This is a genomic window from Comamonas badia DSM 17552, assembly GCF_000484635.1.
Lineage (GTDB): Bacteria > Pseudomonadota > Gammaproteobacteria > Burkholderiales > Burkholderiaceae_C > Comamonas_C > Comamonas_C badia.
The window spans coordinates 244668-270648 of the sequence record NZ_AXVM01000001.1; the positions used below are offsets into that span (position 1 = coordinate 244668).

Annotated in this window: 25 protein-coding genes; 14 read left to right on the plus strand and 11 right to left on the minus strand. The window is 67.1% G+C overall.

Annotated features, from left to right (window positions below):
- The first annotated feature begins 15 nt into the window (after positions 1-15).
- Both K320_RS0101210 and K320_RS0101215 read left to right on the plus strand, forming a co-directional pair.
- Positions 16-1581, plus strand: coding sequence for a phospholipase D-like domain-containing protein (locus K320_RS0101210; protein ID WP_024537082.1), 1566 nt, complete (start codon positions 16-18; stop codon positions 1579-1581).
- 28 nt (positions 1582-1609) lie between these two features.
- Positions 1610-2800: an acetate/propionate family kinase gene (locus tag K320_RS0101215; protein WP_024537083.1), complete on the plus strand. Its 1191-nt coding sequence runs from the start codon at positions 1610-1612 to the stop codon at positions 2798-2800.
- 16 nt (positions 2801-2816) lie between these two features.
- Here K320_RS0101215 and K320_RS0101220 read toward each other — a convergent pair whose 3' ends face one another.
- A complete protein-coding gene (locus K320_RS0101220) occupies positions 2817-3581 on the minus strand; it encodes an alpha/beta fold hydrolase (RefSeq protein WP_024537084.1) in 765 nt (254 codons plus the stop codon).
- A 122-nt stretch (positions 3582-3703) separates the two neighbouring features.
- Here K320_RS0101220 and K320_RS0101225 point away from each other — a divergent pair, with 122 nt between their 5' ends.
- Both K320_RS0101225 and K320_RS0101230 read left to right on the plus strand, forming a co-directional pair.
- Positions 3704-4723 (plus strand): LLM class flavin-dependent oxidoreductase, encoded by a 1020-nt coding sequence (locus K320_RS0101225; RefSeq protein ID WP_024537085.1) that lies wholly within the window; start codon positions 3704-3706, stop codon positions 4721-4723.
- A gap of 129 nt (positions 4724-4852) precedes the next feature.
- Positions 4853-5107 carry an acyl-CoA-binding protein gene (locus K320_RS0101230; protein ID WP_024537086.1) on the plus strand — a complete coding sequence of 85 codons (255 nt, stop codon included), beginning with the start codon at positions 4853-4855 and terminating at the stop codon, positions 5105-5107.
- Between the two features lie 21 nt (positions 5108-5128).
- Here the strand turns inward: K320_RS0101230 and K320_RS0101235 are convergent, their stop codons facing one another.
- From K320_RS0101235 to K320_RS0101255, 5 genes are all read right to left on the minus strand, one after another.
- The gene (locus K320_RS0101235; RefSeq protein ID WP_024537087.1) at positions 5129-5476 is read right to left on the minus strand and encodes a polyhydroxyalkanoic acid system family protein; all 348 of its coding nucleotides are present in this window, start codon (positions 5474-5476) and stop codon (positions 5129-5131) included.
- Between the two features lie 39 nt (positions 5477-5515).
- Entirely contained in the window at positions 5516-6190 is a 675-nt protein-coding gene (locus tag K320_RS0101240) for a TetR/AcrR family transcriptional regulator (RefSeq protein WP_024537088.1), read from the minus strand.
- Positions 6187-7416 carry a patatin-like phospholipase family protein gene (locus K320_RS0101245; protein ID WP_024537089.1) on the minus strand — a complete coding sequence of 410 codons (1230 nt, stop codon included), beginning with the start codon at positions 7414-7416 and terminating at the stop codon, positions 6187-6189. The genes K320_RS0101240 and K320_RS0101245 overlap by 4 nt, the downstream gene beginning before the upstream one ends.
- A 135-nt stretch (positions 7417-7551) precedes the next feature.
- On the minus strand, positions 7552-8235 hold the full coding sequence (locus tag K320_RS0101250) for a phasin family protein (protein WP_024537090.1): 684 nt from the start codon (positions 8233-8235) through the stop codon (positions 7552-7554).
- Between the two features lie 93 nt (positions 8236-8328).
- Complete coding sequence (locus K320_RS0101255) at positions 8329-9069, minus strand: FFLEELY motif protein (protein ID WP_245593803.1); 741 nt, start codon at positions 9067-9069, stop codon at positions 8329-8331.
- 133 nt (positions 9070-9202) lie between these two features.
- Between K320_RS0101255 and K320_RS0101260 the strand changes: the two genes are divergently transcribed.
- The 6 genes from K320_RS0101260 to K320_RS0101285 are packed head-to-tail and all read left to right on the plus strand — an operon-like array spanning position 9203 to position 17654.
- Positions 9203-10204, plus strand: coding sequence for an esterase/lipase family protein (locus tag K320_RS0101260; RefSeq protein WP_084301133.1), 1002 nt, complete (start codon positions 9203-9205; stop codon positions 10202-10204).
- A 59-nt stretch (positions 10205-10263) separates the two neighbouring features.
- The gene (locus K320_RS0101265) at positions 10264-11001 is read left to right on the plus strand and encodes a helix-turn-helix domain-containing protein (protein WP_024537093.1); all 738 of its coding nucleotides are present in this window, start codon (positions 10264-10266) and stop codon (positions 10999-11001) included.
- The gene (locus tag K320_RS0101270; protein WP_024537094.1) at positions 10991-12355 is read left to right on the plus strand and encodes an iron-containing alcohol dehydrogenase; all 1365 of its coding nucleotides are present in this window, start codon (positions 10991-10993) and stop codon (positions 12353-12355) included. The genes K320_RS0101265 and K320_RS0101270 overlap by 11 nt, the downstream gene beginning before the upstream one ends.
- 21 nt (positions 12356-12376) lie before the next feature.
- Complete coding sequence (locus K320_RS0101275) at positions 12377-14641, plus strand: saccharopine dehydrogenase NADP-binding domain-containing protein (protein WP_024537095.1); 2265 nt, start codon at positions 12377-12379, stop codon at positions 14639-14641.
- A gap of 38 nt (positions 14642-14679) precedes the next feature.
- The gene (locus K320_RS0101280; protein ID WP_024537096.1) at positions 14680-16221 is read left to right on the plus strand and encodes a WS/DGAT/MGAT family O-acyltransferase; all 1542 of its coding nucleotides are present in this window, start codon (positions 14680-14682) and stop codon (positions 16219-16221) included.
- Positions 16218-17654, plus strand: coding sequence for a coniferyl aldehyde dehydrogenase (locus K320_RS0101285; protein ID WP_024537097.1), 1437 nt, complete (start codon positions 16218-16220; stop codon positions 17652-17654). The genes K320_RS0101280 and K320_RS0101285 overlap by 4 nt, the downstream gene beginning before the upstream one ends.
- Before the next feature lie 113 nt (positions 17655-17767).
- Here K320_RS0101285 and K320_RS0101290 read toward each other — a convergent pair whose 3' ends face one another.
- Positions 17768-19081: a D-amino acid dehydrogenase gene (locus K320_RS0101290; protein ID WP_024537098.1), complete on the minus strand. Its 1314-nt coding sequence runs from the start codon at positions 19079-19081 to the stop codon at positions 17768-17770.
- A gap of 139 nt (positions 19082-19220) precedes the next feature.
- Here K320_RS0101290 and K320_RS0101295 point away from each other — a divergent pair, with 139 nt between their 5' ends.
- From K320_RS0101295 to K320_RS0101310, 4 genes are all read left to right on the plus strand, one after another.
- The gene (locus tag K320_RS0101295; protein ID WP_024537099.1) at positions 19221-19688 is read left to right on the plus strand and encodes a winged helix-turn-helix transcriptional regulator; all 468 of its coding nucleotides are present in this window, start codon (positions 19221-19223) and stop codon (positions 19686-19688) included.
- A gap of 83 nt (positions 19689-19771) precedes the next feature.
- Positions 19772-20800, plus strand: coding sequence for an extracellular solute-binding protein (locus K320_RS0101300; RefSeq protein WP_024537100.1), 1029 nt, complete (start codon positions 19772-19774; stop codon positions 20798-20800).
- Between the two features lie 39 nt (positions 20801-20839).
- Complete coding sequence (locus tag K320_RS0101305) at positions 20840-22429, plus strand: ABC transporter permease (protein WP_084301134.1); 1590 nt, start codon at positions 20840-20842, stop codon at positions 22427-22429.
- The gene (locus K320_RS0101310; protein WP_024537102.1) at positions 22426-23451 is read left to right on the plus strand and encodes an ABC transporter ATP-binding protein; all 1026 of its coding nucleotides are present in this window, start codon (positions 22426-22428) and stop codon (positions 23449-23451) included. Before K320_RS0101305 ends, K320_RS0101310 begins: the two co-directional genes overlap by 4 nt.
- A gap of 4 nt (positions 23452-23455) precedes the next feature.
- On the opposite strand, the gene K320_RS0101315 is transcribed toward K320_RS0101310, so the two are convergent.
- From K320_RS0101315 to K320_RS0101330, 4 genes are all read right to left on the minus strand, one after another.
- The gene (locus K320_RS0101315) at positions 23456-24631 is read right to left on the minus strand and encodes an MFS transporter (protein WP_024537103.1); all 1176 of its coding nucleotides are present in this window, start codon (positions 24629-24631) and stop codon (positions 23456-23458) included.
- Positions 24628-25092, minus strand: a complete 465-nt coding sequence (locus K320_RS0101320; RefSeq protein WP_024537104.1) for a MarR family winged helix-turn-helix transcriptional regulator — start codon at positions 25090-25092, stop codon at positions 24628-24630. The genes K320_RS0101315 and K320_RS0101320 overlap by 4 nt, the downstream gene beginning before the upstream one ends.
- A 47-nt stretch (positions 25093-25139) precedes the next feature.
- A complete protein-coding gene (locus K320_RS17905; RefSeq protein ID WP_024537105.1) occupies positions 25140-25553 on the minus strand; it encodes a hypothetical protein in 414 nt (137 codons plus the stop codon).
- A gap of 88 nt (positions 25554-25641) precedes the next feature.
- Positions 25642-25980 carry a tRNA-binding protein gene (locus K320_RS0101330; protein WP_024537106.1) on the minus strand — a complete coding sequence of 113 codons (339 nt, stop codon included), beginning with the start codon at positions 25978-25980 and terminating at the stop codon, positions 25642-25644.
- Position 25981: the final 1 nt, after the last annotated feature.

Sequence of the window (25981 nt, forward strand, 5' to 3'; positions counted from 1 at the left end):
GCGTGCCGCCCCGTGATGAGCCTGGCACCCATCGTCCTCGCCATCGCGCTGCTGGCGCTGCTCTCGCTGGCGGCGCTGTGGTCCTGGGGCAGATTCGCGCATGCGGCACGCGGAAAGCCCAGCAGCGCCCTGCCGATTGCCGGCAGCGCCACCGGGCTCGATCGCCTGGTGCAGCCGCTGCTGGATACCCGCCCCGAGGACGAAAGCGCCGCCGTGCTGATCGACGACGCGCTGGACGCCTTCCTCGCGCGCGCCCACAGCGCCCGCATGGCCGAACGCAGCCTGGATCTGCAGTACTACATCTGGAACCACGACCTGAGCGGCCACCTGCTCGACGACGAGCTGCTGCGGGCCGCCGAACGCGGCGTGCGCGTGCGGCTGCTGCTCGACGACATGAACGCCGCCGGCAAGGACCCGGCGCTGCTGCTGCTGGCCGAGCAGCCGAACATCGAGGTGCGCCTGTTCAACCCCGCGCGCAACCGCGATGCCGGGCTGCGGCGCGCGCTGGAGATGGGCTTGCGCTTCGTCGGCTTCAACCGGCGCATGCACAACAAGGCCTGGATCGCGGACAACCGGCTGGCGATCGTGGGCGGGCGCAACGTGGGCGACGAATACTTCGGCGCGGCGCGCACCAACTTCCGCGATACCGACCTGCTGCTGCTCGGCCCGGCGGTGGCGCAGGCGAGCGGCATCTTCGATGCCTTCTGGAACTCCGACGCGGTGGTGCCGCTGCGCCGCCTCACCCCGCGGCGGGCCCGCATCACGCTGGCGCAGCAGGAGACGCGGCAGGCCGAGTGGCAGGCCCAGGCGGCGGGCAGCCCATGGCTGGCCGCGCTGCACGGGCACGAGCAATGGCTGACGCGCACCTTGCAGGGCGCCAACCTCGCGCTGCACTGGTCCGCGCACTACCAGGTGCTGTCCGACCCGCCCGAAAAAGCCTCGCCACTGCGCCGCCGCCGCGACCGCGCACAGTGGCTGCTCTATGACGTGATGGCGCTGCTGTTCTCGGCGCGCACGCACAGCCGCATCATGTCGCCCTACTTCATCCCTGGCGAGGCGGGCGCGCTGATGATCAGCGGCCAGGCACGGCGCGGCGTGGAGGTGCGGGTGCTGACCAACTCGCTGGCTGCCTCGGACGTGCCGATGGTGCACGCGGGTTATCGGAAATACCGCGAAAACCTGCTGCGCCACGGCGTGCGGCTGTACGAACTCAAACCCGCCGCGCACCGCACCAGCCGCGCCCTGGTCGGCGCCAGCGGCGCCAGCCTGCACTCCAAATTCATCATGGTGGACGGCGCGCGCGGCTTTGTCGGCTCGTTCAACTTCGACCCGCGCTCGGTGCAGCTCAACACCGAAATGGGCGTGCTGTTCGACCAGCCCGCGCTGGCGCAGGCGCTGGCCCGCTTTTTCGATGAAAGCACCGCCCCGGAGCTCGCCTGGCAGGTCACGCAGTCCGACGCCGGCGCGCTGCGGTGGCTGGACCAGACCGACACCCGCCACGCCACCGAGCCGCAGACGCGCGCCGGGCTGCGCGCCCTGGTGTGGCTGCTGGGCCTGCTGCCACTGGAATCACAACTGTGAAACGCCGGCACACCGGCCGCCCGACACCATGACCGACCAAGGCCTGATTCTCGTTCTGAACTGCGGCTCATCGAGCATCAAGTTCGCGCTGTTCGATGCCGGCGGCACAGCGCCGCCGCGCGCCGCGCTCCACAGCGGCAAGGTGCAGGGCATAGGCCAGGCGCAACCCACGCTGGACGAAGCGGGCAGCGCGCCGCAGCCTGTCGCGCTGGATGCCGAGCACCCCACCACCGCCGCGCTGCAGCTCATTCTTGCACGCATCGCCACGCGGCTGCGGGGCACGCCGCTCAAGGCCGTGGCCCATCGCGTGGTGCATGGCGGGCAGCATTACTTCGCGCCGACGCGCATCACGCCGGCGGTGATCGCCGAACTGCGCGCGCTGATCCCGCTGGCGCCGCTGCACCAGCCCTTTCCGCTCAAGGCCATGAGCCTGATCCTGCAGCAGCACCCGGGCACGGCGCAGGTGGCCTGCTTTGACACCGCGTTCCACCGCACCGTGCCCCAGGTGGAGCAGCTGTTCGCCCTGCCCTGGTCGGCCTGGGAATCCGGCATACGCCGCTACGGCTTTCACGGCCTGTCGTACGACTTCATGAGCCGCGCCCTGCCCGAACGCCATGGCGATGCCGCGCGCGGACGCACCATCGTCGCGCACCTGGGCAGCGGCGCCAGCCTGTGCGCGATGCAGGATCTCAAGAGCGTGGCGACCACCATGGGGTTTTCCGCGCTCGACGGGCTGATGATGGGCACGCGCTGCGGCCTGCTGGACCCCGGCGCGGTGATCTACCTGATGCAGGAGCAAAAGCTGAGCACGGACGAAGTGGCCGCCATGCTCTACCACGACAGCGGGCTGCTGGGCATCTCTGGCGTCTCGCCCGACCCGCGCGAGCTGCTGCCGCTGGAAGCCGGCAACCAGCGCGTGCGGCTGGCGCTGCAGCTGTACGTGCAGCGCATCGTGCGCGAGATCGGCGCACTCACCGCCGTGCTGGGGGGCCTGGACATGCTGGTCTTCACCGCCGGCATCGGCGAGCACAACGATGTGCTGCGCGCACGCATCTGCGAGCGGCTGCAATGGCTGGGCGTGCAGATGGATGCAGAGGCCAACGCCCGCCACGCCGCGACGATCTCCGCCAGCGGCAGCCGCGTGACCGTGGGCGTGGAAAAGACCAACGAGGAATGGGTGGCGGCGCAGCAGGCGCTGGAGCTGCTGGCGGCGCCCTGAACCACTCTGGAAAGGGTCAGGCCGGCACGCCCGCGAGGAATTTCTCGATTACCGTCGCCAGCCACACCGGCGTCTCGTCCATGGGGTAGTGCCCGGCGTTCTTCAGCACCTGCAGCTCGGCCTGCGGAAATTGCTCCATCCAGGTGGCGCGCGCCGTCGCCTCGCCCAGCGCCGGGTCGTGCTCGCCGGGCAGCACCAGCACCGGCAGCTTCCGGCCCCTGACCTGCTCCACGGCATTGGTCCTGGCCCACGATGGCAGGTAGCCGCCAACGGCCGCGTTGTCCGAATGCGCCTCGGTGCTGGCCGCCATCGCATCCAGCCAGGTGCCGCTCAGGCGGTTGCCGGTGGTGAAGTCGATGATGCCGCGGCGCGCGGCCATGGTGGTTTCGGCCGAGCTGAAGAGCTGCCAGCCCTGTTCGTCAAACGGCACGCCCGACGCGGGCACCGCCGTGATGCCGACGAGCGCGCGCACCCGCTCGGGCGCCGCAGCCAGCACCTGCAGGATGGCCGCGCCGCCCATCGAGTGCCCGACGAGCGAGAAGCGCTGCCAGCCCAGGTGGTCGGCCAGCGCCAGCGCGTCCTGCGCGATCTGCTCCACGGTGTAGGGCCCGCCCGAGCCGCGCATGCCGCCGTAGCCGCGGTAATCCATGAAGGCATAGCTGAAGGCCTTGCCATCGAGGTGCTGCGGCAAGCCGCCCCAGCCGTTCGCATGGCCGAACCAGCCATGCAGCGCGATGACCTTGTGCGCGCCGTCGCCGACGAGAAGATGGGTGTTGGGCATGCGTCTGTCTCCTGAAAAGCCTTGTGGATGATCTGCATCATACGCAGGCTGGCCCGCACGAAAAACACCATCGCTACACTGCGGCAAACGCCACGCACGCACGCAAAAACAGGAGACAGGCCATGCGTTTTTCGATCTTTTCCGTCAACGACCATTACCCGCCGGAGAAATTCCCGGGCTTCAGCCGCACGGTGGCCGACATCTACAAGGAAATCACCGACCAGGCCGCGCTGGCCGACCGGCTTGGCTACGACACCTTCTTCGTCGCCGAGCACCATTTCCACGAATACGGCGCCATCCCCAATGCCGCCATCATGATGGCGCACCTGGCCAACCACACGCAGCGCATCCGCGTGGGCTCGGCGATTTCGGTGCTCACGCTGCACAACCCGCTGGAGGTGGCCGAGAATTTCGCGATGGTCGACGTGCTCTCGGGCGGGCGGCTGTTCCTGGGCGTCGGCTCGGGCTACCTCAAGCACGAGTTCGAGGGCTATGGCATTGCGCTGGAGGAAAAGCGCGACCGCTTCGACGAGAACCTGGAAATCGTCACCCGCCTGCTGGCCGGCGAGCGGCTGACCTACCACGGCAAACACAACCACATTGATGCGGTGCAGCTCAATGTGCTGCCACTGCAAAAGCCCCCGATGATCGCCGTAGCCATCCTGCGCCGCGAGGCGGCCTTCCATGTCGGGCGCGCAGGGCACGCCATCATCTCCGTCCCTTATGCCTCGGTCGATGACTGGGCCGATGTGGCGCAGATCGTGGACGAATTCAAGCGCGGGCGAGCCGAGGCGGGCAAGCCCTATCAGCCGGGCGATGCCGTGGTCAGCCTGCACACGCATGTGGCCGAGACCGACGAACGTGCGCGTGCGCTCGCGGCCGATCCGTTTGATCTGTACGTCAAGACCCGGCTGTATGCCAGGCGCCAGACCTATGACGACATCCTCCAAAGCGGCCTGTCGCTGTTCGGCTCGGTCGATCGCGTCGTGGACAAGGTGGTTCAGCTGCACCAGATGGGCGTGGATCACCTGATGACGCAGCATTATTTCGGCGGTCTGGCGCCCGAGCACGTCGCGCATTCCATGCGTCTTTTTGCTCTGGAAGTCATGCCGCGTGTGCGCGTCAAGCTCTCAAAAGCATAGTAATGAAGCCATAACCGGGTGGGCTCGTTGCGTGCATAACAGCCCCCGGCTCCGGCAGAATCCGCATGCGCCAGCCGGTCAGAAAGGCCGGCGATTCCGCCCCCCGCACCACACGCAAGGAGACTCTCCATGGCCACTTTGAAAGCCCAGTTCAAGACCGCCGTCGCCAACTCGAAGAAACTTTCCGAGCGGCCGGACAACAAAACGCTGCTGAAAATCTATGCGCTGTACAAGCAGGCCACCGAGGGCGACAGCAGCGGCAAGCGCCCCGGGCTGCTCGACCCGGTGGGCCGCGCCAAATGGGATGCGTGGGACGGCCTCAAGGGTACCAGCGCCGATCAGGCGATGCAGGGGTATGTGGACCTGATCGAATCGCTGAGCTGAAAACCGCCCGACAGACCCGGATCAGGCCTTTGCCCTGGGCCTGGCCCTGGGTTTTGGCTTGGCCTTGGATTCGGCCGCGTGCGCGCTCAGCAGTTGATCGAGGTTGTCGATGATCTCGCTCTCGATGCGCTGCTTGAAGACACCCATCAGCAGGCCCAGCTGCACCTGCAGATCAAAGTGCGACGCGGTCACCCGCAGCCGCCCTTTCAGGCCCGGGCGCTCGAAAGCAATGCTGTCCTGGGCCTTGCCCTTCTCCACCGCGCAGCGCATGTCGAATTCCTGCTCCACCCGCGCCTGCCACTGCGCCGCCATGCGCCGCGCCTGTGCCATGCCGAGCTGGTGTTCACGCTGAAGCTGAATGACGGCCACGGTGGCTCCTGAAGGGGTGGTTGAGGATGGCGGCCCGCATCAGCGCGGCGGGCCGCCGGCAGGCAGCCGGTAGAGCTGCATCAGGCGGTCCAGCTCCTGGCGGGCATCGCTGCGAACGTAGGGAGCGAGCAGCCCCAGCAATTGCCAGGCGCCGCGCACCAGGCATTGTTGCGCATGCTCGGGCTGCTCGTCCAGCCGCGGCTGCAGCGCGTATTCAAAATTGAGCCAGTAGTTGATGGTGAACACCAGCTGGCCGCTCAGGCGCTCGCGTTCACCACCCGCGATGTCGATGACGCCATGGCGCTCCAGCCCGCCGACCATGGCCTGCATGGCCTGCTGCTTGCGGTCCAGCAGATGCCGGAATTGCTGCTCCAGATGCCGGTTGCGCGAAATCAGGTCGCTGATGTCGCGGTAGATGAAGCGGTAGTCGCGGATATGTTCCAGCCAGGTGTGCAGCAGGAACCACGCGTCCTCCAGACCGCTCACCTCGGCAGCCGCCTGCACCAAGGGTTCGACGGTGCGCATGTAGCGCTCCAGCAGCGCATTGGTCAGTTCTTCCTTGGCCGGGAAGTGGTAATAGAGGTTGCCGGGACTGATGCCCAGCTCGCTGGAGATGAGCCCGGTGGAGACGTTGGCCTCGCCAAAGCGGTTGTACAGCGCCAGCGTCGCCGCCAGGATGCGCTCCGCCGTGGGGTGGGCCTTGCGCGGCTTCATGCGGGCGCGCGCCTGTGTGCAAGCCCGGTCTTCATGGCCGCTTCCAGTGCATCCAGCACCGCATTCAGACGTGCGGCGGGTGCGGGGCTCTGGAGCATGCCAGCGACCAGATGGCGGTTTTTGTCATGCAGCGTTTCAGCATCGAAGCCCATGCCATGGCGCGCGAACAATTGCGTGAGCCGCACCGCGTTCAGGCGCAGCCAGTGCCGGGTCTGCTGGTAGGCATGCTCGGCCAGCTCGCGGCGCTGGCGGTAGCTGAAGGTGTTGGCCAGGAACATCTCCGCATCGCGGTGGTCGGGTTCGAGCAGCACGATGTCGGTGTCGGGGTAATCCTGCGCGTAATGCTTCATGCCCAGTTCGAGCCGCGAATGGATCAGCGAGCGGAAGGTCTGGTTCAGCACCACGGGCAGGCCGCCACGCACCAAGGGCGGAATGCGCTCGCGCTCCGCCACGCCCGGGTTGGCCAGGAACGGCACCAGCGGGTTGAGGCAAATCAGGATATCCACGCCACGCTCCAGCGCGATCGAGGCGTGCATGGTCTTCTTGAGCGCGCCGTCGGCATAGTGGCGCCCGTCGATCCGCACCGGCGGGAACAGCCCGGGCAAGGCCGCGCTGGCGACGATGGCGCGCGAGATGGGCACATGGTCCCAGCCCGGCTGGCCAAAGGGCGCGGCGTCGCCGCTGTCAAGATCGGTGGCCACCAGAGTAAGGCTGGCCTTGAGCTTGCGGAAATCGTTGCAGCGCCCCTTGCGCGTGAGCAGCGCCTCGATCTCGCGGTGCACGGCCTCGTTGTCCAGCAGGCCCGTCGGCAGCGCCGGGCCCAGCGTTTCCAGGATGCTGCCCAGCGAATGGCCTTGCGCGGCCCAGCCCCACAGGCCCTGCGCCAGCAGCCAGGGCGCGCGCGCCGCACGGCCCTGCATCTCGCCCCAGGCCGGGCGCAGCAGCGCGTTCAGGTTGAAGTCTTCGTCGGCCAGCGGGTCGTCGATGAACATGTGGCACATGTCCCGCGGGCGGATGCCGTTGGCCAGGCCTGCCGCGATGAAGGCCCCGGCCGATACGCCGATGTAATCGCTGCACTGGTGCAGCCTGAGGCCCCGCAGGCACTCATCGAGCGCGCACAGCGCGCCGATTTCGTAGATCGCCCCCAGCGGGCCGCCGCCGGCCAGCGCCAGCGCAACCCGGGGCTTTTTCAGCGGTTCAGACAAGGCCTTGGCTTTGGTGGGCATGCGCTGGTATCAGGGGTTCAGATAGACAGACGGCGGCACAAAGGGTGTCCTTCATGCCGCCGAAATGCATTCTCGGGGGTGCCGCCGCGCAGGTCAACCGCAAGCGGTGCCCGCGCGCGTTCATGCACGGCTGGCTCAGGCCTTTTGAACCTCGTCAAACGCCGTCTTCGGCTTGGCTTGCCTGGCGGCGCTTTTCTTGGCAGCTGCCTTTTTTGCGGCAGGCGCCTTGGCGGCCGGCTTGGCCGTGGCGGCACGCGCCTTCTTCACGGGGGCCACGGCCTGGCCGGTGATGGCCTGGGTCAGCTGCACCACGCGCTCGTTGAGCTCTTCGATGCGCGAGAGCAGCTGGCCCATTTCACGCGCCGAGGGCACGCCGAACTTGTCCATCACGCGCTCCACGCGACCTTCGAAAATGCCTTCGAAGCGGTCCAGCTTGCCCGCGGCGGTGGCGGTGATGTCCTTGGCCAGGGAGTTGATGCGGTCCTGCGCCTTCTGCACGCGCATGCCGGCCAGGTCCTGCGCCTTGCGCTGCAGCGACTGGCCTTCCTGGACCAGCGTTTCAAACAGCTGGCCCACCTTGCCGCCCTCGGCCTGCGCGTTGGCAAAGGCCGCGAGGCCGGCGGCCCAGATCTGCTGCGCCTTCTCGTTGAGCGGCGCGGGCAGCGGCAGGTTGGCGAAGGGATAGGGCAGCGTCTTCCTGCTGGCCGATGCCTTCTTTCCAGCTGTCTTGCCAGCCGTCTTGGAAGTGGTTTTGGAAGCCGTCTTGGAGGCGGCGGGACGCTTAGCCGAAGCGGTGGAGGCAGTCTTCTTGGTGGCCATGGAAATCTCCTGTGAAAAAGGTAGTGCGATGGAGGGAACTGTAGTGGCGGCGTTGGCTGTTTGGTAGAGCGTGCAGTCTAGAAAATGCGCCCCTTACCCGTCGCCCATCTGCGAGCGCAGCCAGGCAAGCGCGGCGGCGCGGTCGCTCTGGAACAGGCTGCGTATGCCCTGCGTTTCACGCTCGTGGACCAGCGACAGAAAGGCCTGCGCATCGGGCAGCGCGGCAAACGCATCAAAGCCCGCCTCCAGCGTGCGCTGCAACGCTGCCAGGCCCGCCGCCCTGGCCGGGGCGCGCATCATGCGCAGCGCCAGGCGCAAGGGCTTCATGCGCGTGAGCTGCGAAAGCGATTGGCCAAGCTCGGTCGCCAGCTGCAATTGCTCCTCGCGCCGCCGGGCAGCGCCGGTCTGCTGCCAGCTGGCCACATAGCGTTCGTCCGGGGCAGATGCGGGCGAACATGACAGCCAGTGGCGCGCCATCTCCAGGTCCAGGGTTTCCGACAGGCAATGCAGGCGTGCCAGGTTTTCGGCGAGCTGTCCCACATGCGCCGGAAACAACCGCTCTATGCTGCCGGCGATGCGGTCGAACTGCGCGTCGCGCTGCGAAAAATCATGCGGGCCGTAGAGCTCGTCCAGGAAGAACTGCGCTGCCGGGCACATCGGCCCGCCCCGCAGGCAATCGGCATAGGTGGCCGCGAAACGGCGGGTCTGAAACTGCTTGATGGCGGTGACGGCATCCAGCAGTCCGTCGTCCGCCGCCAGCACCCGCAAGCGCCGGATTTCCTTCAGGTGCTCGCGGATGGCCTGGGCATGGCCGGGTGAAAGGGCAGAAGACATGGTGCGCAGCGTTGAAACAAGGGCAAAGAGCGACAAGGGCATCATGGGCCGCAAGCCCTGCGGCATGTAGAGTGTCCACTCTAGAGTTGACCCTTGAAAGCCTGCGGTGCACTGACTACGCTACGCACCCAACATGCAGCCAGCAACGAACCCCACCCGTTCCGCACGCTCCGCCCTCGCTCTGCGCGAGCGCTGGATGCTGCTTTGCGGCGTGCTTTTTTTCGTGCTGCTGCTGCGCCTGTGGCCCCGCACGGCCGACCTATCCCTCTGGCTGCTGCTGCCCGTGGCCGCGCTGCTGCTGCTGGCCGTGCTCGCGCTCAGCCAGGTACTGCTCATGCTGTTGGCGCGCAGCATCAGCCGGCGATGGGCAGACCCCACGCCCGCAGTCGCCTGGCCCGGCCTCTGGGGGGCCGCGCTGCGCGAAGCGCGGGCCTGCCTGAGGGTCTTCACCTACGAACAGGCCATGCGCTGGCGCGACTACCCCGACAGCCTGCCGGGCGGATCGCACGACAGCACGAAATCCCCGCTGGTGCTCATCCATGGCTATGTCTGCAACCGCGGCATCTGGCGGCGCTGGATGCGCGAGCTCAGCGAGCAAAGATGGCCCTATGCCAGCGTCAATCTGGAGCCGGTGTTCGGCTCCATCGATGCCTACATTCCGCTGGTGGAAGAAGCCGTCACGCGCGCCCAGGCGCTGGGCGATGCAAAGCCCTGGCTGGTGTGCCACAGCATGGGCGGCCTGGTGGCGCGCGCCTGGGCCGCGGCAACGCCCGATGCCGAGCAGCGCATCGCCGGCATCGTGACGCTGGGCACGCCGCACCGCGGTACCTGGCTGTCCAGGCTCGCCCGCACGCCCAACGGACGGCAGATGCACCCGGACAGCCCCTGGCTGCAGGCCTTGCAGCAACGCGAAACCGAGCAGAGCGAACGCCTGTCGGAGCTTGCGCGGCTGAGTGTGCATGCGCAGACGGACCAGATCGTTTTCCCGCCCGCCACGGCGACCTTGGCAACCGGACAGAACTGGCTGGTTGCAGGTGTCGGCCATGTCGCCATGGCGCGCGATCCGCGGCTCCTGGCCCGCATCCTCACGTGGATCGAAACCCGCCGCGGCGCAAAAGCGGCAGAGGGCGTCTGAGTTTGGGTATCGTCACGCCTGGGACATAAAAAAACCATCGCCATCGCAGGAGACACCCAATGCCCCCATCCGTCAAGAAGCAAGCCCCGGAAGACCCGCGCTGGCTGAGCCTGATCCACCAGGCCAAAGGCTGGGCCGGCACCTTTTTGCAGACCGCGGGCCAGCTCACGGACCTGAGCCTGAACGTGACGCAATCGAGCCTGAGCGACCCGAAGAAAAAGGCCGCCGTGGCCCAGGCCGGGCAGCAGCTGCGCCAATGGCGCGAATCCGCCGGGATGACACTGGCGGAGCTGGGCACGGCCATCGACCTGAAGGACCCCAGCCTGATCGAACAGGCCGAGCAGGGCAAGGTGGCGCTGCCCTTTGAGGTCATCTTGCGGCTGGCGGCGGTGCTGGGGCGGCGCGACCCGCTCTCGCTGGTGATGACGCTCACGCGCAAATACAACCCCAGGCTCTGGCGCACGCTGGAAGACATGGGCATTGGCCTTTTGGTGGTGCAGGGCTTGCGCGAGCGCGAGATGGCCAACCTCTACCGCGCCAACGACATGGCGCGCAAGCTCAGCGACGCGCAATTCGCCGAGGTGCTGGAATTCACGCGCAAGGGCTTTGACATGGCGGTGGATTTCAGCCAGAACCGCCCTCCTGCCAAACCTGCCAAGGCTTCAGGCAAGAAAGTCGAATCGCCTGCCGCCGCATCACCCACTGCCACCACCCAACGCGCACCCGCCGCCAAGCGCGCAACGACGGCGCGCAAGTCCCCTCCCAAGAAAACCGGAACCCGCAAAAATGCTGCTTGATCTCATCCCCGAATCGGCCCAGAAGGCGGGCCTGGGCGCCCTGATGAAAGGCGCCGGCAAAGTCACCCGCTGGCTGCCCATTCCGCAGCCGACGCTGCTGGTCGGACCGGATGCCAGCATCCGCCTGGGCCAGTCGATTGCCGGCTTTGGCCACCAGAAGCTCCTCATCGTCACCGACAAGGTGCTGGTGCAGCTGGGCCTGCACCGTGGCCTGACCGGGGAGCTGGCCAAGGCCGGAGTGGCGTTCGCCCTGTTCGACGAAATCACGCCCGACGCGCCGATTCCGCTGATCGAACGCGGCATCCAGTGCTTTCAGGAAAACGATTGCGATGCCATCGTCGCCATCGGCGGTGGCTCGTCGATAGATGCTTCCAAGGCGATAGCGCTGGCGATCAGCAACCCCGGCAAGCGGCTGCGCCAGCTGGCGGGCTACTTCAAGGGCCTGCACGGCCCAGTGCCGATCTATGCCGTGCCCACCACCGCGGGCACCGGCTCGGAGGTGACCGTGGCCGCCGTGGTGGCCGATCCCGAGCGCCAGTCCAAGCTGGTCATCGTCGATACCCGCATGGTGCCGCGCATGGCGGCGCTCGATCCGGTGCTGATGGCGGGCCTGCCGCCCGCGGTCACCGCCGCCACCGGCGTGGACGCGCTCACCCACGCGGTCGAGGCCTTCATCGGCCGCTGGGCCAGCCCGCAGACCGACAGCTTGGCGCTGGCGGCCGCCGGCATGATCTTCAAAAACCTGCCCACGGCGTATTCCACCGGCACGGATCTGCAGGCGCGCGAGCAGATGGCGCTAGCCTCCACCTTTGCCGGCATGGCGTTCACGCGCGCCAACGTCGGTTATGTACACGCCATCGCGCACCAGTTCGGCGGGCGCTACCACACGCCGCACGGCCTGGCCAATGCCATCGTGCTGCCGCATGTGCTGCGGTTTTCCGCCCCGGCCATCGAAGACCGGCTGGCGCTGCTGACCGAGAAGACGGGCAAGGACGTGGCAGGCCTTTCAAGGACGCAGCGCGCGCAGGCCTTCCTGGATGCGGTCGATGCGCTGCTGCACACCCTGAACATTCCCAGGCACCTGCAGGCGCTGCGCAAGGAAGACATTCCATCGCTTGCGCGCGCCGCGCTGAAAGAAGCGCACACCGGCTACCCCGTGCCGCGCTACATGACGCAAAGCCAGTGCGAGGCGCTGATACGCAGCCTGCTGCCCCTCGAAGCCGAAAAGCCCGCCGCCGCCAAGGCCAAGCCCACCAAAGCCGGCGCGGCGCCCAAGGCAGCCCGCAAGGCAACTACCAAAAAAGGAGCTGCAACCGCAGCACCCAAGCGCGCTGCAGCCAAAAAAGCATCATAAATACCCATCAGGAGACACACCATGAAAAAAATCGTCACCGTATCGCTCGGTTCTTCCAGACAGGATTTCAGCTTCACCACCGACTTCCTTGGCGAGAGCTTCCAGGTCAAGCGCCTGGGCGCCGACAACGACACCACCAAGGCCTGGGAGCTGCTGCGCCGCCACCAGAACAGCGCGGATGCCATTGGCCTGGGCGAAATCGGTGACCACTGGCATGTGGGCCAGAACACGCTGATCAACGCCGAGACGCGGCGCCTGCTCAACGTCGTCACGCGCGTGCCGGCGACGACGGGCGCCACGCTGCGCCGCCTGCTGCAGGTGCGCGCGGTGCGCCAGGTGCAGCATGAGCTCAAGGACTATTTCAACAACAACATCGTGCTGTTCCTGAGCGGCATGCGCAATTACGACATGGCCGTCGCGCTGTCGGACTACACGCCCAACCTGCAGTTTGCCGACGCGCTGGCGCAGACCGGCGCGCCCAAGCTGCTGACCTCGCTCACGCAGCTGGAGCTGTACGCCAAGGGGCGCGATCTGGTGCTCTCGGGCAAGCCCGGCGAGCTGCTGGAATCGATGCTGACCGCCTTCAAGAACAACCGCCTGGCCGCGGCGGTGCAGAAGTCGCATGTCATCGTCGGCACCTTCCACGAGATCAAGGCGGCGGGCAGCCCCGCCAACCTGGAGGGCAAGACCGTCATCACCTCGGCGGTGGACGACGACCGCCTGGCCTTCTTCAAGCATTGCAAGGTCAACCTGGTGATCGATGTCTCGCCCATGTTGTTCGAACATGTGGTGGGCGTGAACGTGATCGAGGCCATGATCCTGGCCAAGCTCGGCAAGTCGCCCGAGGATGTGTCGGACGACGATTTCACCGAAATCATGGACGAGCTCGATCTGAAGCCGCGCCTGCTGCACCCCACCGGCAAGTTCCGCGACATCCGCCGCTTTGCCTTCGTGATCCACCCGCTGAGCCAGGAGTTCATCCGCAAGGGCCTGCCCATCCCCAAGGCCACGCCCAAGTTCATCATGAACCGGGTCGAGAGCATGGCCGCGCACATGCCGCCCTGGGTCTATTGCAAGATGGAGAACATCATTTCGCCCACGGGCGCCGAGGCCGAAGGCTGGCTCATCACCGTGGGCGGCACGCCGCGCGAGATGCTCGCGCGCAGCCCCGAGTTCACCTACCGCCGCCTGCTCGCCGCCTCGCGCCTGGCGGAGAAGATGGGCGCGCAGATCATGGGCCTGGGCGCCTTCACCAAGGTGGTGGGCGATGCGGGCGTCACCGTGGCCAAGCGCTCGCGCCTGCCGATCACCACGGGCAACAGCTATTCGGCCTCGGGCGCGCTCTGGGCCGCGGCCGACGCGATGAAACGCATGGGCCTGGTGCAGCTCGATCCCAAGACCAAGAAGGTGATGGCCAAGACCATGGTGATAGGCGCCTCGGGCTCCATCGGTTCGGTCAGCGCGCGGCTGCTGGCGATGGCGTTTGACGAGGTGGTGATCGCCGGGCGCGACATGAAGAAGCTGGAGCAGCTCAAGAAATCCATCCTGGAGGACACGCCCGACGCCAAGGTGGTCTGCTCGACCGATTACGAATCGCTGCTGAACACCATGGACATGATCGTCACCTCCACCTCGGGGGCCGGCAAGAAGATTCTGGACATCACCAAGGTCAAGCCCGGCTGCGTCATCACCGACGTGGCCCGCCCGCTCGATCTGCCGCCCGAGGAAGTGGCCAAGCGCCCGGACGTGCTGGTGATCGAATCGGGCGAGATCGAGCTGCCGACCAAGGTCAAGGGCCTCAAGAACATCGGCCTGCCACCCAACGTGGTGTACGCCTGCCTGGCCGAGACCATCGTGCTGGCGCTGGAAGGCCGCTTCGAGGTCTTCACCGTCGGGCGCGATACCGAATGGGAGAAAGTCAAGGAGATCTACAAGCTCGGCCTCAAGCACGGCATGAAGCTCTCGGCCATCTCGGGCGTCAAGGGCATGTACACCGACGAGGACATCGCCAACGTGGTCAAGCTCGCGCGCAAGGCGCTCAAGACCTGGGACAGGGCCACACCCGTCAAGTCCGCCAAGCCCGCACCGCGCAAGCGCGCCGCCACCCCGGCCAAGAGCAAGGCCGTGGCCAGCACTCCGGCGAAAAAGACCGCCGCGCCTGCAAAAAAGGCCGCCGCACCGGTCCAGAAGGCCGCCGCCAAAGCACCCGCCAAGGCACCGGCCACGCCGCCCGCCAGGAAGGCGCGCCCGGCCGCTGGCCGCAAGACCGCTGCAGCAGCGGCATGAAGCGGCTGCCGCAGGCATGACCCCAGAGGCATAGCACCATGGAAAAAAAGCGGCTCAACCCGGTCGACCTCTCCTGGCTGGTGACCGATTCGCGTGTCACGCCCAACCACGTCGGCGGGCTGCTGGTGTTCCAGCTGCCCGAAGACGCGCCGCGCGACTACCTGCGCACCATGCTGACGGATTTCCGCGCGCACAACCGCTTCACCGCGCCGTGGAATCTGAAACTCAAATCCGCCGTCACGATCAACCCGCTGGCCACCTGGGTGCAGACCGAGGACATCGATCTGGAATACCACATCCGCCATGCCGCCCTGCCCTGGCCCGGCGGCGAGCGAGAGCTGGGCGAGCTGGTGGGGCGCCTGCAGAGCACCCCCATCGACCTCACGCGACCGCCCTGGGAGTGCACCCTCATCGAGGGGCTGGAAGACAACCGCTTCGGCCTGTTCATCAAGATGCACCATGCGCTGATCGATGGCGTCAGCGGCATGAAGCTGTTGCAGAAGGCCATGTCCGCCAGCCAGAAGGCCAGCCTTCAGCAGGCGCCTTTCTGGGACCAGGGGGCATCGGTGAACCCCGCCAGGGAAAGAAGGGAGCGCCCCGAGCCCTCCATCGCGCAGGCCACTGCCATGGCGATGAAAGCCCTGAACCTGAGCGTGGAAACCCTGCCGCATCTGGCATCCGCCTTCGGCAAGATCGTGCGGCGCATCGGCGACCCCTCCGAGGGGCTGGCCGTGCCCTTCAACACGCCGCAATCCCTCTTCAACGGCCGGGTGCACGGAAAACGGCGCTTTGCCACCCAGCAGGTGCCGCTGGAACGCATGCGCGCCGTCTGCGAAGCCTCCGGCGCCACGCTCAACGACGTGGTGCTGACGCTGTGCGGCACCGCCCTGCGGCGCTTCCTGCTGGAGCGGGACGCGCTGCCCGACAAGCCTCTGACGGCCGGCATCCCGATTTCCGTGCGTCCCAGCGACGACGACGGCACGGGCAATGCCATCAGCTTCATCGTGGCCACCATGGGCACGGATATCGAGGATGCCAGGCTGCGCCTGCAGACCGTCCAGGCTTCCGCACACGAAGCCAAGGCCCATGTGCAAAGCCTGCCGCGCCTGGCGATGACGCAGTACACCATGCTACTCATGGCGCCCACCATCCTGGCCCTGCTGCTGGGCATGGGCGGGCGTACTCCGCCCATGTTCAACATGACGATTTCCAACGTGCCCGGCCCCGCCAAGCCGCTGTACTTCATGGGTGCCCAGCTGCTGGCGGTGTACCCCGCTTCCATCGTGACGCATGGGCAGGCGATGAACATCACCTGCCAGAGCTACAACGGGCAAATGAACTTCGGCTTCACCGCCTGCCACGCCTCGGTGCCCAGCGTGCAGCGCATCGCCGTGTATCTGGGCGAGGCGATGGATGAACTGGAGCAGGCCTTCCGCCCCAGGAAGGCCGCACCCGCCAAGAAAACGGCCACCGCGAAGAAGACCACCCCGGCGAAGCAAGCTGCACCCGCGCAAAAAGCGGCGCCGCGCAAGCGCGCTCCCCGCAAACCGGCCGAGGCCGCCCCGACCGAGAATCCATGACGATTGCCTGCGACACCCAAGAACAACACCTCGATCGGCTGCAAGAGCTTTTCACCCTCAAGCACCAAGCCACCCGCTCCCAACCCGAGACCCCGCTGGCCCTGCGCAAGGACCGCCTGCGGCGCCTGCGCACGCTGGTGCAGGACAACGCCCAGGCGCTGACCGAGGCCGTGCAGCAGGATTTCGGCATGCGTTCGGCCGCGCTCACCGAAATCGCCGACCTCTTCGTGCTGCGCGCCATGCTGCACCAGCTCGATAGCCACGTGGAGCAGTGGATGCAGCCGCGCGCGGTCTCCACGCCCTTCTACCTGCAGCCCGCCAAGGCCTGTGTGATGCGCCAGCCGCTGGGCGTGGTGGGCGTGATGTCGCCCTGGAACTATCCGGTGCAGCTCGCGCTGGGGCCGGTGGCGACGGCACTGGCCGCGGGCAACCGCGTGCTGCTCAAACCCAGCGAGCACACGCCCGAGACCTCAGGCCTGCTGGCCAGGCTGATCCACAGCCATTTTTCCGATGAGGAGCTGAGCGTGCACCTGGGCGGCGCCGAGATGGCGCAGGCCTTCGCCGCCCTGCCGTTCGATCACCTGGTCTTCACCGGCTCCACCGCCACCGGGCGGCTGGTGGCGCAGGCCGCGGCGCGCAACCTCACGCCAACGACGCTGGAGCTGGGCGGCAAATCGCCCTGCATCGTCGATGCCTCGGCCTCGGTCAAGGAGGTGGCGCTGAAGATTGCCCATGGCAAGCTGCTGAACGCCGGGCAGACCTGCATCGCGCCCGACTACCTGCTGCTGCCCAAGGCGCAGCACGACGCCTTGGCGCAGGCCATGCGCGAGGCGGTGGCGCGGCTGTTTCCCAGCATCGCCGACAACCCGGACTACGCCGCCATCATCAATGACGCGCAATACGAACGCCTGCAGAAAGCCATTGCTGAAGCGCGCAGCCGGGGCGCCCACATCATCGATATCGGCCCGGACAGCGCTGGCAAGGGCACAGCACGCCAGCTCAGGCCGCTGCTGGCCTTTGACGTGCCCGAAGACTGCGCGCTGATGCGGGAGGAAATCTTCGGCCCCATCCTGCCAGTCATCGCCTGCGAAAGCCCGCAGGAGGCCATCGCCCACATCAACGCGCGGCCAAGGCCGCTGGCGCTGTACTGGTTCGGAACCGATGCCAAGGCGCAGGAGCGCATCCTCTCGGGCACCGTGAGCGGCGGCGTGTGCATCAACGACACGCTGATGCACTTCGCGCATGAGAACCTGCCGTTTGGCGGCGTGGGCCACAGCGGCTGGGGCGCCTACCACTCGGAAAGCGGCTTTGCGCGCCTGAGCATGGAAAAGCCGGTGTTCACCCAGTCACGCTTCAACGTGGGCGAGGTGTTCTACCCGCCCTATGGCCCGAAGTTCGGGCAGATCATGGCGATGATCAAGCGCTTTGTCTGATTCCCAGTCCAGATCATTCGAGTACGCGAAGGCGAAGCGAAGACAGTGCTGTAGCACGGCGAGCGAAGCCGACAAAGTCATCGGTTGATCTGGAATGGGAATGGCACGCAATTTTATGCGTGTACCGGCCTGTGGCCCGCCACCACCATGCGCCTGCCGCTATCGCCATCGTAGCGGTCCAGACCCAGGCCGGAGGTGGAGATATCCGGGGTGTGGCCCAGCGTGATGTCCGCCACCAGCTTGCCCGAGCCGGCCGCCATGGTCCAGCCCAGCGTGCCGTGGCCGGTGTTCAGCAGCAGATTGGGGATGCGCGTGGCGCCGACGATGGGCGTGCCGTCGGGCGTCATGGGGCGCAGGCCGGTCCAGAACTGCGCAGCGGGCAGATCGCCGCCGCCAGCGAACAGGCCGTTGGTGACCATCTCCAGCGTGGCACGGCGCCTGGGGTTCAGGCGCAGATCAAAACCGCCGAGTTCGGCCATGCCGCCCACGCGGATGCGCTGGTCAAACCGGGTGATCGCAATCTTGTAGGTCTCGTCCATCACGGTGGAGACCGGCGCACGGCTTTCATCGACCAGCGGGACGGTGAGCGAATAGCCCTTGACCGGATAGACCGGCAAATCAAGGCCCAGGGCCTGCGCCATCGCGCGTGAATAGCTGCCCAGCGCCAGCACGTAGCGGTCGGCGGTCAGCAGCTCGCGCGCATCGCCCGCCAGCCGCACACCGCTGATCTGGCCGCGGCGCTGCTGCACCTCGGCAATCTGAACGCCAAAACGGAACTTCACGCCCAGCGCCTTGGCTTTCTCGGCCAGTTCGGTGGTGAAGCGCTGGCAATCACCCGTCTCATCGCCCGGCAGCTGCAGGCCGCCGACCAGGCCTTTGGCATGGGCCAGCGCGGGTTCGTATTCAGTGAGCGCGCCCGCATCGGTCATCATGCGGTAGGGCACGCCGCATTCATCCAGCACCTCGGTGTCGCGGTGCGCGGCGGCAAGCTGTTTGGCGGTGCGAAACACCTGCAGCGTGCCCTGGGTGCGCTGCTCGTAGGCTATGCCGGTGTCCTGGCGCAAGCGGCGCAGGCAATCGCGGCTGTATTCGGCGATGCGCGTCATGCGCTCCTTGTTGACGGCGTAGCGCGCATCGGTGCAGTTGCGCAGCATCTGCGCCATCCAGCGCAACTGGAACAGCGAACCATCCATGCGTATGGCCAGCGGCGCATGCTTCTGGAACATCCACTTGAGCGCCTTCAGCGGAATGCCGGGCGCCGCCCAGGGCGTGCTGTAGCCCGGCGACACCTGCCCGGCGTTGGCAAAGCTGGTTTCCAGCGCCACACCGCTCTCGCGTTCGAGCACCGTCACATCCGCCCCGGCGCGCGCCAGGTAGTACGCGGTGCTGACCCCGATCACCCCACCGCCCATTACCAGAACTTTCATGGTGTGCCTCCACCGCTTTGGACTATCTTGAATTGCTGAAAGTTTAGGCAAAACAGCGCAGAAAGACTCACTGAAACTGCTAGCCAAATGCTTAGCATTCAGCAAAAATCACTTTCATTCAGGCATTTCAAAGGTAACCATGATTGAGCTTGATCGTCTTGACCAGAAAATCATCGATGCGCTGCAGCGCGAGGGACGGCTGCCGATGACCGAACTGGCGCAGCGCATTGGCCTGACCACCTCGCCCTGCACCGAGCGCGTCAAGCGCCTGGAGCGCGAAGGCGTGATCACCGGCTACCAGGCGCGCGTGGCCCCCGAGGCGCTGGGCCGCGGACTGCTGGTGTTCGTCGAGCTCACGCTGTCGTCCAAGTCTGCCCAGACCTTCGAGGCGGTGCGCCAGGCGCTGCTGCTGGAGCCGCGCGTGATCGAGTGCCACTTGATCTCGGGCAGCTTCGACTACCTGGTGAAAGTGCGCCTGACGGCGATGCGCGAATACCGCGAGCTGCTGGGCCATATCCTGCGCCAGATTCCGGTGCCGGCGCAGAGCAACAGCTATGTGGTGATGGAGGAAATCAAGGAAAACGGTGTGCTGCCGGTAGCGGTTTGACATCTTTTGCCGGCATTTTTTTCAGGAATACGAATAATTCTTGTTTAAAATACCGCAAGCCAACCACTTTTCCCATCCACTCCATGCACCACTCCACCCGCCGCACCGTGCTTCAGCGCGGCCTCTCCCTGGGTATCGCCGGCGCCCTGCCCGGTTGGACCGCCAGCGCCTTCGCTGCCGACCAAGGCCCCATCGTTCTGTACAACGGCCAGCACAAGGCGACCACGCAGAAGCTGCTGGACGCCTTCACGGCCGCCACCGGCATCAAGGTGGAAAGCCGCAAGGGCAGCAGCATCCAGCTGGCCAACCAGATCATCGAAGAAGGCGCGCGCTCACCCGCCGACCTGTTCTTCTCCGAGGAAAGCCCGCCCGTGGCGGCGCTGGCCGAGCGCGGTCTTCTGGCCAGGCTCGCGCCCGCCACGCTGGAGCAGGTACGTGCCGGCTACCGCGACCCCGACGGGTACTGGAGCGGCGTGACGGCGCGCTGCCGCGTCACCGCCTACAACAGGAAGATGGTCAAGGAAAGCGAACTGCCAGCCTCCGTCCTCGACATGGCCACCGCCGCCTGGAAGGGGCGCGTCGCCTACGTGCCCACCAGCGGCGCCTTCCAGCAGCAGATCGTCGCGATCAGCGCGCTCAAGGGCCGGGATACGGCGCTGGCCTGGCTCAAGGGCCTGAAGCAATACGGCGAGGCTTATGGCAGCAACAAGGCCGCGATGACGGCGGTGGAGCGCGGCGAGATCGCGACGGCGCTGATCAACAACTATTACTGGTACAACCTGGCACAGGAAAAAGGCGCGGACAAGATGCAGTCGGCGATCCATTTTTCCGGCAACGGCGACCCCGGTGCGCTGGTCACCGTCTCCGCCATGGGCATCCTCAAGACCGCCAAGAATGTCGAGGCGGCGCAGAAGCTGGCAGCCTTCATGGCCGGGGTGCCCGGCCAGGAAATCCTCACCAGGGCGGCGGCCGAGTGGCCGATGAACCCACAGGTCCAGCCCTCGTTCGGCCTCAGGCCCTTCGGCGATCTGCATCCCCCAAAAGTGAACCCGCCCAGCCTCAAGGGCGCCGAAGAGGCCCTGGAACTGCGCCGCGAAGCCGGCCTGGCGTAAGGCCAGGCGCAGCGCCACGGCAACACGCGAATCGCCGACATGGACAGCCCGGCTGCTTCCTTGCCCCTGAGCTCCTCTGCGCCACCGCCAGCCGCAGCGCCGCGCCACCGGCGCCGGCGCCTCTCATGGCTGCCGCTGGCGGCGCTGGTGCCGGTGCTGCTGATCTCGCTGCCGCTGGTCTATGTGGCCGTGCGCACGGCGCAGGCGGGCCTTGCGGACGTGCTGGCGGAGCTGCTGCGGCTGCGCACCTTGCAGTTGCTTATAAATACCGTAGCGCTTGGCGCAGGTGTGACGCTGCTTACCATTGGAATTGGGCTTGGCGTGGCCTGGTGCGTGGAGCGCACCGATCTGCCGCTGCGCAACTTCTGGCGCGTGGCCGCCGCGCTGCCGCTGGTGCTGCCGGCGTTTGTCGCCAGCTACGCCTGGGCGTCCATCGGCACCCTGTTCCAGAACCTGGGCGGCGCCATCATGGTGCTGACGCTCACCAGCTACCCTCTGGTGTACCTGCCGGTCGCGGCGGCGCTGCGCAGCACCGATCCGGGGTTCGAAGACATCTCCCGCTCGCTCGGCGCCGGGCCCTGGCAGACCTTCCGGCGCGCCCTGCTGCCGCAGCTCATGCCGGCGCTCGGCGGCGGGGCGCTGCTGGTGCTCACGCACATGTTTGCCGAGTTCGGCGCGCTCGCCTTCCTGCGCGTGCAGACCTTCACGACGGCCATTTTCGAGTCGTACGAGCTGCACTTCGACAGCGCCACCGCGGCCGCGCTCTCCATCGTTCTGATGCTGCTGTGCCTGCCCGCCGCCTGGCTGGAGATGCGTCTGCGCGGGCAGCGGCGCATCGCCCATGTGGGGCGCGGCGCGGTACGCCAGCCGCATCTGGTGCGCCTGCGCGGCTGGCGGCTGGCCGGGGTGCTCGCGGCTTTCGCGCTGCTCGGCGCGCTTTCGCTCGGCATGCCGCTGGGAACGCTGGGCTACTGGCTGCTCACCGGCAGCTCGGCCGGCGGCGGTCATGAAGCGCTCTGGCCCGCCATCCGCGGCTCCATCACCTTTGCCACCAGCGGCGCGCTGCTCACCAGCGTGCTGGCGATTCCGCTGGTGCTGCTGGCGGTGCGCCAGCGCAGCAAGTGGGCGCAGGCGGCCGAACGCCTGCCCTACATCGTGCACGGCCTGCCCGGCGTGGTCGTGGCGCTGGCGCTGGTGTTCCTGTCGCTGCGCCTGGTGCCCGGCATCTACCAGAGCCTGCTGGTGCTGCTCATCGCCTACGCCATCCTCTACCTGCCGCTGGCACAATCGTCGCTGCGCGGCTCGATCGAGCTGCTGCCCCCCCAGATTGAAAACGTGGCGCGCAGCCTTGGCAAACGGCCCCTGCAGGTGTTTTTCTCCATCGTTCTTCCCAACATCGCCCCCGGCATCGCCGCGGCGCTGGCGCTGATGGCGCTGCAGATGGTGCGCGAACTCACCGCCACATTGATGCTCGCGCCCACCGGCACGATGACGCTCGCGACCGAAGTCTGGTCCTACACCAACGACGGCGAATACGCCGCTGCCGCGCCCTTTGCCGCCATGCTGGTGGTGCTCTCGATCGCTCCCGTCTGGGTGTTTGCGCGGCGCATGCTGCATCCCACGCGATGAGCCAGGTGACGGCGCACGGGCTGCGCAAGGCGTATGGCGCGACCGAGATATTGCGCGGCGTGGATCTGCGGCTGGCCTCGGGCTCGGTGCTGGCGCTGCTGGGCCCTTCGGGCTGCGGCAAGACCACGCTGCTGCGCCTCATCGCCGGTTTCGAGCCGGTGGATGCGGGCAGCATCGCGTTTGACGGCACCGTCGTGGCCTCGCCCAGCCGCTTCATGCCGCCGGAGCGGCGCAGCATTGGCTACGTGCCACAGGAAGGCGCCCTGTTCCCGCACCTGACGGTGGAAGAAAACATCCGCTACGGGCTGGCGCGCGGCAGCGACTGGCGCCAGCGCCTGCAGGAGGTACTGGCGCTCACGGGTCTCACCGGCCTGGGCGAGCGCTACCCGCATGAGCTCTCGGGCGGGCAGCAGCAGCGCGTGGCACTCGCCCGCGCCCTGGCGCCCAAGCCGTCGCTGATGCTGCTCGATGAACCCTTCAATGCGCTTGATCTGGATCTGCGCCACAACCTGTGCGAAGAGGTGGTGCAGATCCTGCGCGGCACGGGGGCGACCACGATCCTCGTGACACACGACCCGATCGAGGCCTTCAGCACCGCCGACCAGGTGGCCGTGATGCAAAACGGCCACATCCGCCAGTGCGCCAGCCCCGAAGAGGTCTACTGGTGCCCGGCGGATGCGACGGTGGCGCGTCTGACGGGCTCCACCATCTTCTTGCCGGGCGAGGCACGGGGCACGACGCTGCAATGCGCGCTGGGCAGCCTGCCTCTGCACGAGAAAGCCGGCACGCTGCAGGCCGCGGTTCAGGTGATGCTGCGGCCCGAACAGGTGTGCTGGAGCGACGGCACGGACGGCGTCGCCGCCCAGGTGCTGCACCGCTCGTTCCGGGGCGACCACACGGTGGTGAGCCTGCAGGCCGGCGGCCTGCCATTGCGCCTGCGCATGCCCACGCTGCAGGCACCGGCACACGACACGCAGGGCAGCGTGCGCGTGCAGGGCCGGTGCATGGCCTGGCCGGCCTGACGGTTTACGCGGGTGCGTGGGCCAGCACCGCGTCGATGTGGTTCAGATGCCGACGGCTGGACGCCAGCATCGCCACGGCTGCCAGCACCGCCGCCGCGCCCACCCAGTACGGCACGTGGTCGTTGATGCGCTCGCCCAGAAAGCCGGCCAGCCACGGCGCCACCGCACCACCGGCAAAACGCACGAAGCTGTAGGCGGCCGAGGCCACGCCGCGCTGCACTGGCGCGGCGTTCATCACCATTTCGGTCACCAGCGTGTTGTTGATGCCCAGGAACAGCCCGGCCACCACCACGCCACCCGCCAGGACGGCCTTGTTCTGCGTCCACAGCGCCATCGCCGCCAGCACCAGTGCAAAGCCCATCAGCGCCAGCAAGGCCGCGGACAGCGTGCCCAGGCGCTCCTGCAGGCGCGGTGCGATGAAGACCGAGGCCACCGCCAGCGCCGCGCCCCAGCCGAAGAACACCAGCCCCACCTGCTGCGCGCCCATGGCCAGCGGAAATGGCGTGTAGGCCAGCAGCGTGAAGAAGCCGAAGTTGTACAGGAGCGCCGTGAAGGCGACCCCGCGCAGGCCCGGGTGCGCCAATGCGCGGAAGGGGTCGCGCAGCGAGCTGGGCTGCGGGCGCGTGCCGCCTTCTGGAAGAATGAAAGCCGTCACCAGGAAAGCAAGGGCCATCAGCACGGAAACACCGAAGAACGGGCCACGCCAGGAGATGGAGCCCAGCACCCCGCCGATCAACGGCCCGGCGGCGATGCCCACACCCAGGGCGGCTTCGTAAAAGATGATGGCCTCGCGCACCGAGCCGTGCGAGCTGGTGACGATGGCGGTGAGCGCCGTCGCCACGAAAAGCGCATTGCCCAGGCCCCAGAGCGCGCGCCAGCCGACGATGGCGCCGATGGAGTCCGACGCGCCTGCCAGCCCCGCGCCGAAGATGATGACGACCAGACCGATGAGCAGCGTGCGCTTCACGCCCAGGCGGCTGGAGACCACGCTGGTGATCAGCATCGCCAAGCCCATCACCGCCATGTAGCTGGTGAACAGCAGCGAGGTCTGCGAGGGCGTCGCGCCCAGTTCGTCGGCAATGGGCTTCAAGATGGGATCAACGAGACCTATGCCCATGAAGGCGATGACGCAGGCAAAGGCCACGGCCAGCACGGCCTTGGGTTGATGAAAAAAGTTCATGGTGCTTTGGAATCTTCGGGAAGATCGGTGTAGGCAAGCTGCAGCAGCGCAGCGAGCGCCTCGGTGGCATCGCGCAGGCGCTCGCGCTCGCTGGCGTCCATCTGCGCCATCAGCGCCTGCAGCACGCGCGCACGCGCGCCCCGCGCATCGGCCAGCACCGCGCGGCCCTCGTCGGTCAGCGTGAGCATGGCGGCGCGGGCGTCCTGCGGATCGGTGCTGCGTGCGATCCAGCCCTGCGCCTGCAGATGCTGCACGCGCGTGGTCATGGTCGGCTGGCTGCAGCGTTCGGCCCGTGCCAGATCGCTGGTGCGCGCCTGCCCCCATTCGGCAATCTGGGAAAGCACCCGCACCTGCGCCCATGGCAGTGCCCAATCGGAATGGTGGGTGACCCAGCGGTTGAGCCGCACCACCACATCCAGCAGTTCGGCCGCACCCCAGGGGTTGGGGACGGATTTCGGCATGAAGCCTTAATTACATAGTTTGCCTATGTAATAAATTATAGCCCACGCTACCAGTCGCGTGCGGGGTGGTCGCGGCGCAGTACAAACGGCGTATCCACCGCTCGCTGGCCGGGAACGGGCAACCGCTGCACGCTGCCGCGAATCTCACGCCCGCAACTGGCCGCATCGAGCCGCCCGGTCCAGAACGCCGACAGACGCTTGCCATCGCGTGATTCGTCGAGGTTGAATTCGCCCTCTTCCACGTCGCCCGAGGCGATCGAGTGCACGCCGGCAATATTGAATTCGCCGCGCAGGCTGGCGGCGAATTCCGGGTGCTGGCGCAGTACCAGCGTCCCGCGTTCACCCAGCTGCGACAGTTCCACGCGCCAAAGCCCATACAGTTCGCGCGCCTGCCAGCGGGCGAGATCGGGGCAGGCGGGGTTGGCCTCCGCGGCGGCCGCGGAGGCGACCGAAGAATTCAAGCCTTTTTGGCCTGTAGCGCAGGCGGATACAGAGCAAACCACTATCAGAACAATAGAAAAATACCTCATCGGCTGGCGACGAGTCCGATCAGAGCAGCCGGGTGCCCAGCGGCACTTCGGCATCGGGGACGCACAGGGCCACATGCCCATCGGCACCGTGAAAACCCGTCACCAGGCATTCGGACATCAGCGGCCCGATCTGCTTGGGCGGGAAGTTGACCACGGCCACCACGAGGCGCCCCACGAGCGCCTCGGGCTGGTAGCGCTGCGTGATCTGCGCGCTGGATTTCTTCACGCCGATCTCCGGGCCGAAATCCACCTGCAGCTTGTACGCCGGCCTGCGCGCCTCCTTGAACACCTCGGCGGCCACGATGCGGCCCACGCGCAATTGCACCTTGGTGAAATCGTCCCAGCTGATCGGCTCCACT

Coding starts and splice junctions, on each gene's coding strand:
- K320_RS0101210 (WP_024537082.1), top strand. CDS start 16: ATGAGCCTGGCACCCATCGTCCTCGCCATCGCGCTGCTGGCGCTGCTC.
- K320_RS0101215 (WP_024537083.1), top strand. CDS start 1,610: ATGACCGACCAAGGCCTGATTCTCGTTCTGAACTGCGGCTCATCGAGC.
- K320_RS0101220 (WP_024537084.1), bottom strand. CDS start 3,581: ATGCCCAACACCCATCTTCTCGTCGGCGACGGCGCGCACAAGGTCATC.
- K320_RS0101225 (WP_024537085.1), top strand. CDS start 3,704: ATGCGTTTTTCGATCTTTTCCGTCAACGACCATTACCCGCCGGAGAAA.
- K320_RS0101230 (WP_024537086.1), top strand. CDS start 4,853: ATGGCCACTTTGAAAGCCCAGTTCAAGACCGCCGTCGCCAACTCGAAG.
- K320_RS0101240 (WP_024537088.1), bottom strand. CDS start 6,190: ATGAAGCCGCGCAAGGCCCACCCCACGGCGGAGCGCATCCTGGCGGCG.
- K320_RS0101245 (WP_024537089.1), bottom strand. CDS start 7,416: ATGCCCACCAAAGCCAAGGCCTTGTCTGAACCGCTGAAAAAGCCCCGG.
- K320_RS0101250 (WP_024537090.1), bottom strand. CDS start 8,235: ATGGCCACCAAGAAGACTGCCTCCACCGCTTCGGCTAAGCGTCCCGCC.
- K320_RS0101255 (WP_245593803.1), bottom strand. CDS start 9,069: ATGTCTTCTGCCCTTTCACCCGGCCATGCCCAGGCCATCCGCGAGCAC.
- K320_RS0101260 (WP_084301133.1), top strand. CDS start 9,203: ATGCAGCCAGCAACGAACCCCACCCGTTCCGCACGCTCCGCCCTCGCT.
- K320_RS0101265 (WP_024537093.1), top strand. CDS start 10,264: ATGCCCCCATCCGTCAAGAAGCAAGCCCCGGAAGACCCGCGCTGGCTG.
- K320_RS0101270 (WP_024537094.1), top strand. CDS start 10,991: ATGCTGCTTGATCTCATCCCCGAATCGGCCCAGAAGGCGGGCCTGGGC.
- K320_RS0101275 (WP_024537095.1), top strand. CDS start 12,377: ATGAAAAAAATCGTCACCGTATCGCTCGGTTCTTCCAGACAGGATTTC.
- K320_RS0101280 (WP_024537096.1), top strand. CDS start 14,680: ATGGAAAAAAAGCGGCTCAACCCGGTCGACCTCTCCTGGCTGGTGACC.
- K320_RS0101285 (WP_024537097.1), top strand. CDS start 16,218: ATGACGATTGCCTGCGACACCCAAGAACAACACCTCGATCGGCTGCAA.
- K320_RS0101290 (WP_024537098.1), bottom strand. CDS start 19,081: ATGAAAGTTCTGGTAATGGGCGGTGGGGTGATCGGGGTCAGCACCGCG.
- K320_RS0101295 (WP_024537099.1), top strand. CDS start 19,221: ATGATTGAGCTTGATCGTCTTGACCAGAAAATCATCGATGCGCTGCAG.
- K320_RS0101300 (WP_024537100.1), top strand. CDS start 19,772: ATGCACCACTCCACCCGCCGCACCGTGCTTCAGCGCGGCCTCTCCCTG.
- K320_RS0101305 (WP_084301134.1), top strand. CDS start 20,840: ATGGACAGCCCGGCTGCTTCCTTGCCCCTGAGCTCCTCTGCGCCACCG.
- K320_RS0101310 (WP_024537102.1), top strand. CDS start 22,426: ATGAGCCAGGTGACGGCGCACGGGCTGCGCAAGGCGTATGGCGCGACC.
- K320_RS0101315 (WP_024537103.1), bottom strand. CDS start 24,631: ATGAACTTTTTTCATCAACCCAAGGCCGTGCTGGCCGTGGCCTTTGCC.
- K320_RS0101320 (WP_024537104.1), bottom strand. CDS start 25,092: ATGCCGAAATCCGTCCCCAACCCCTGGGGTGCGGCCGAACTGCTGGAT.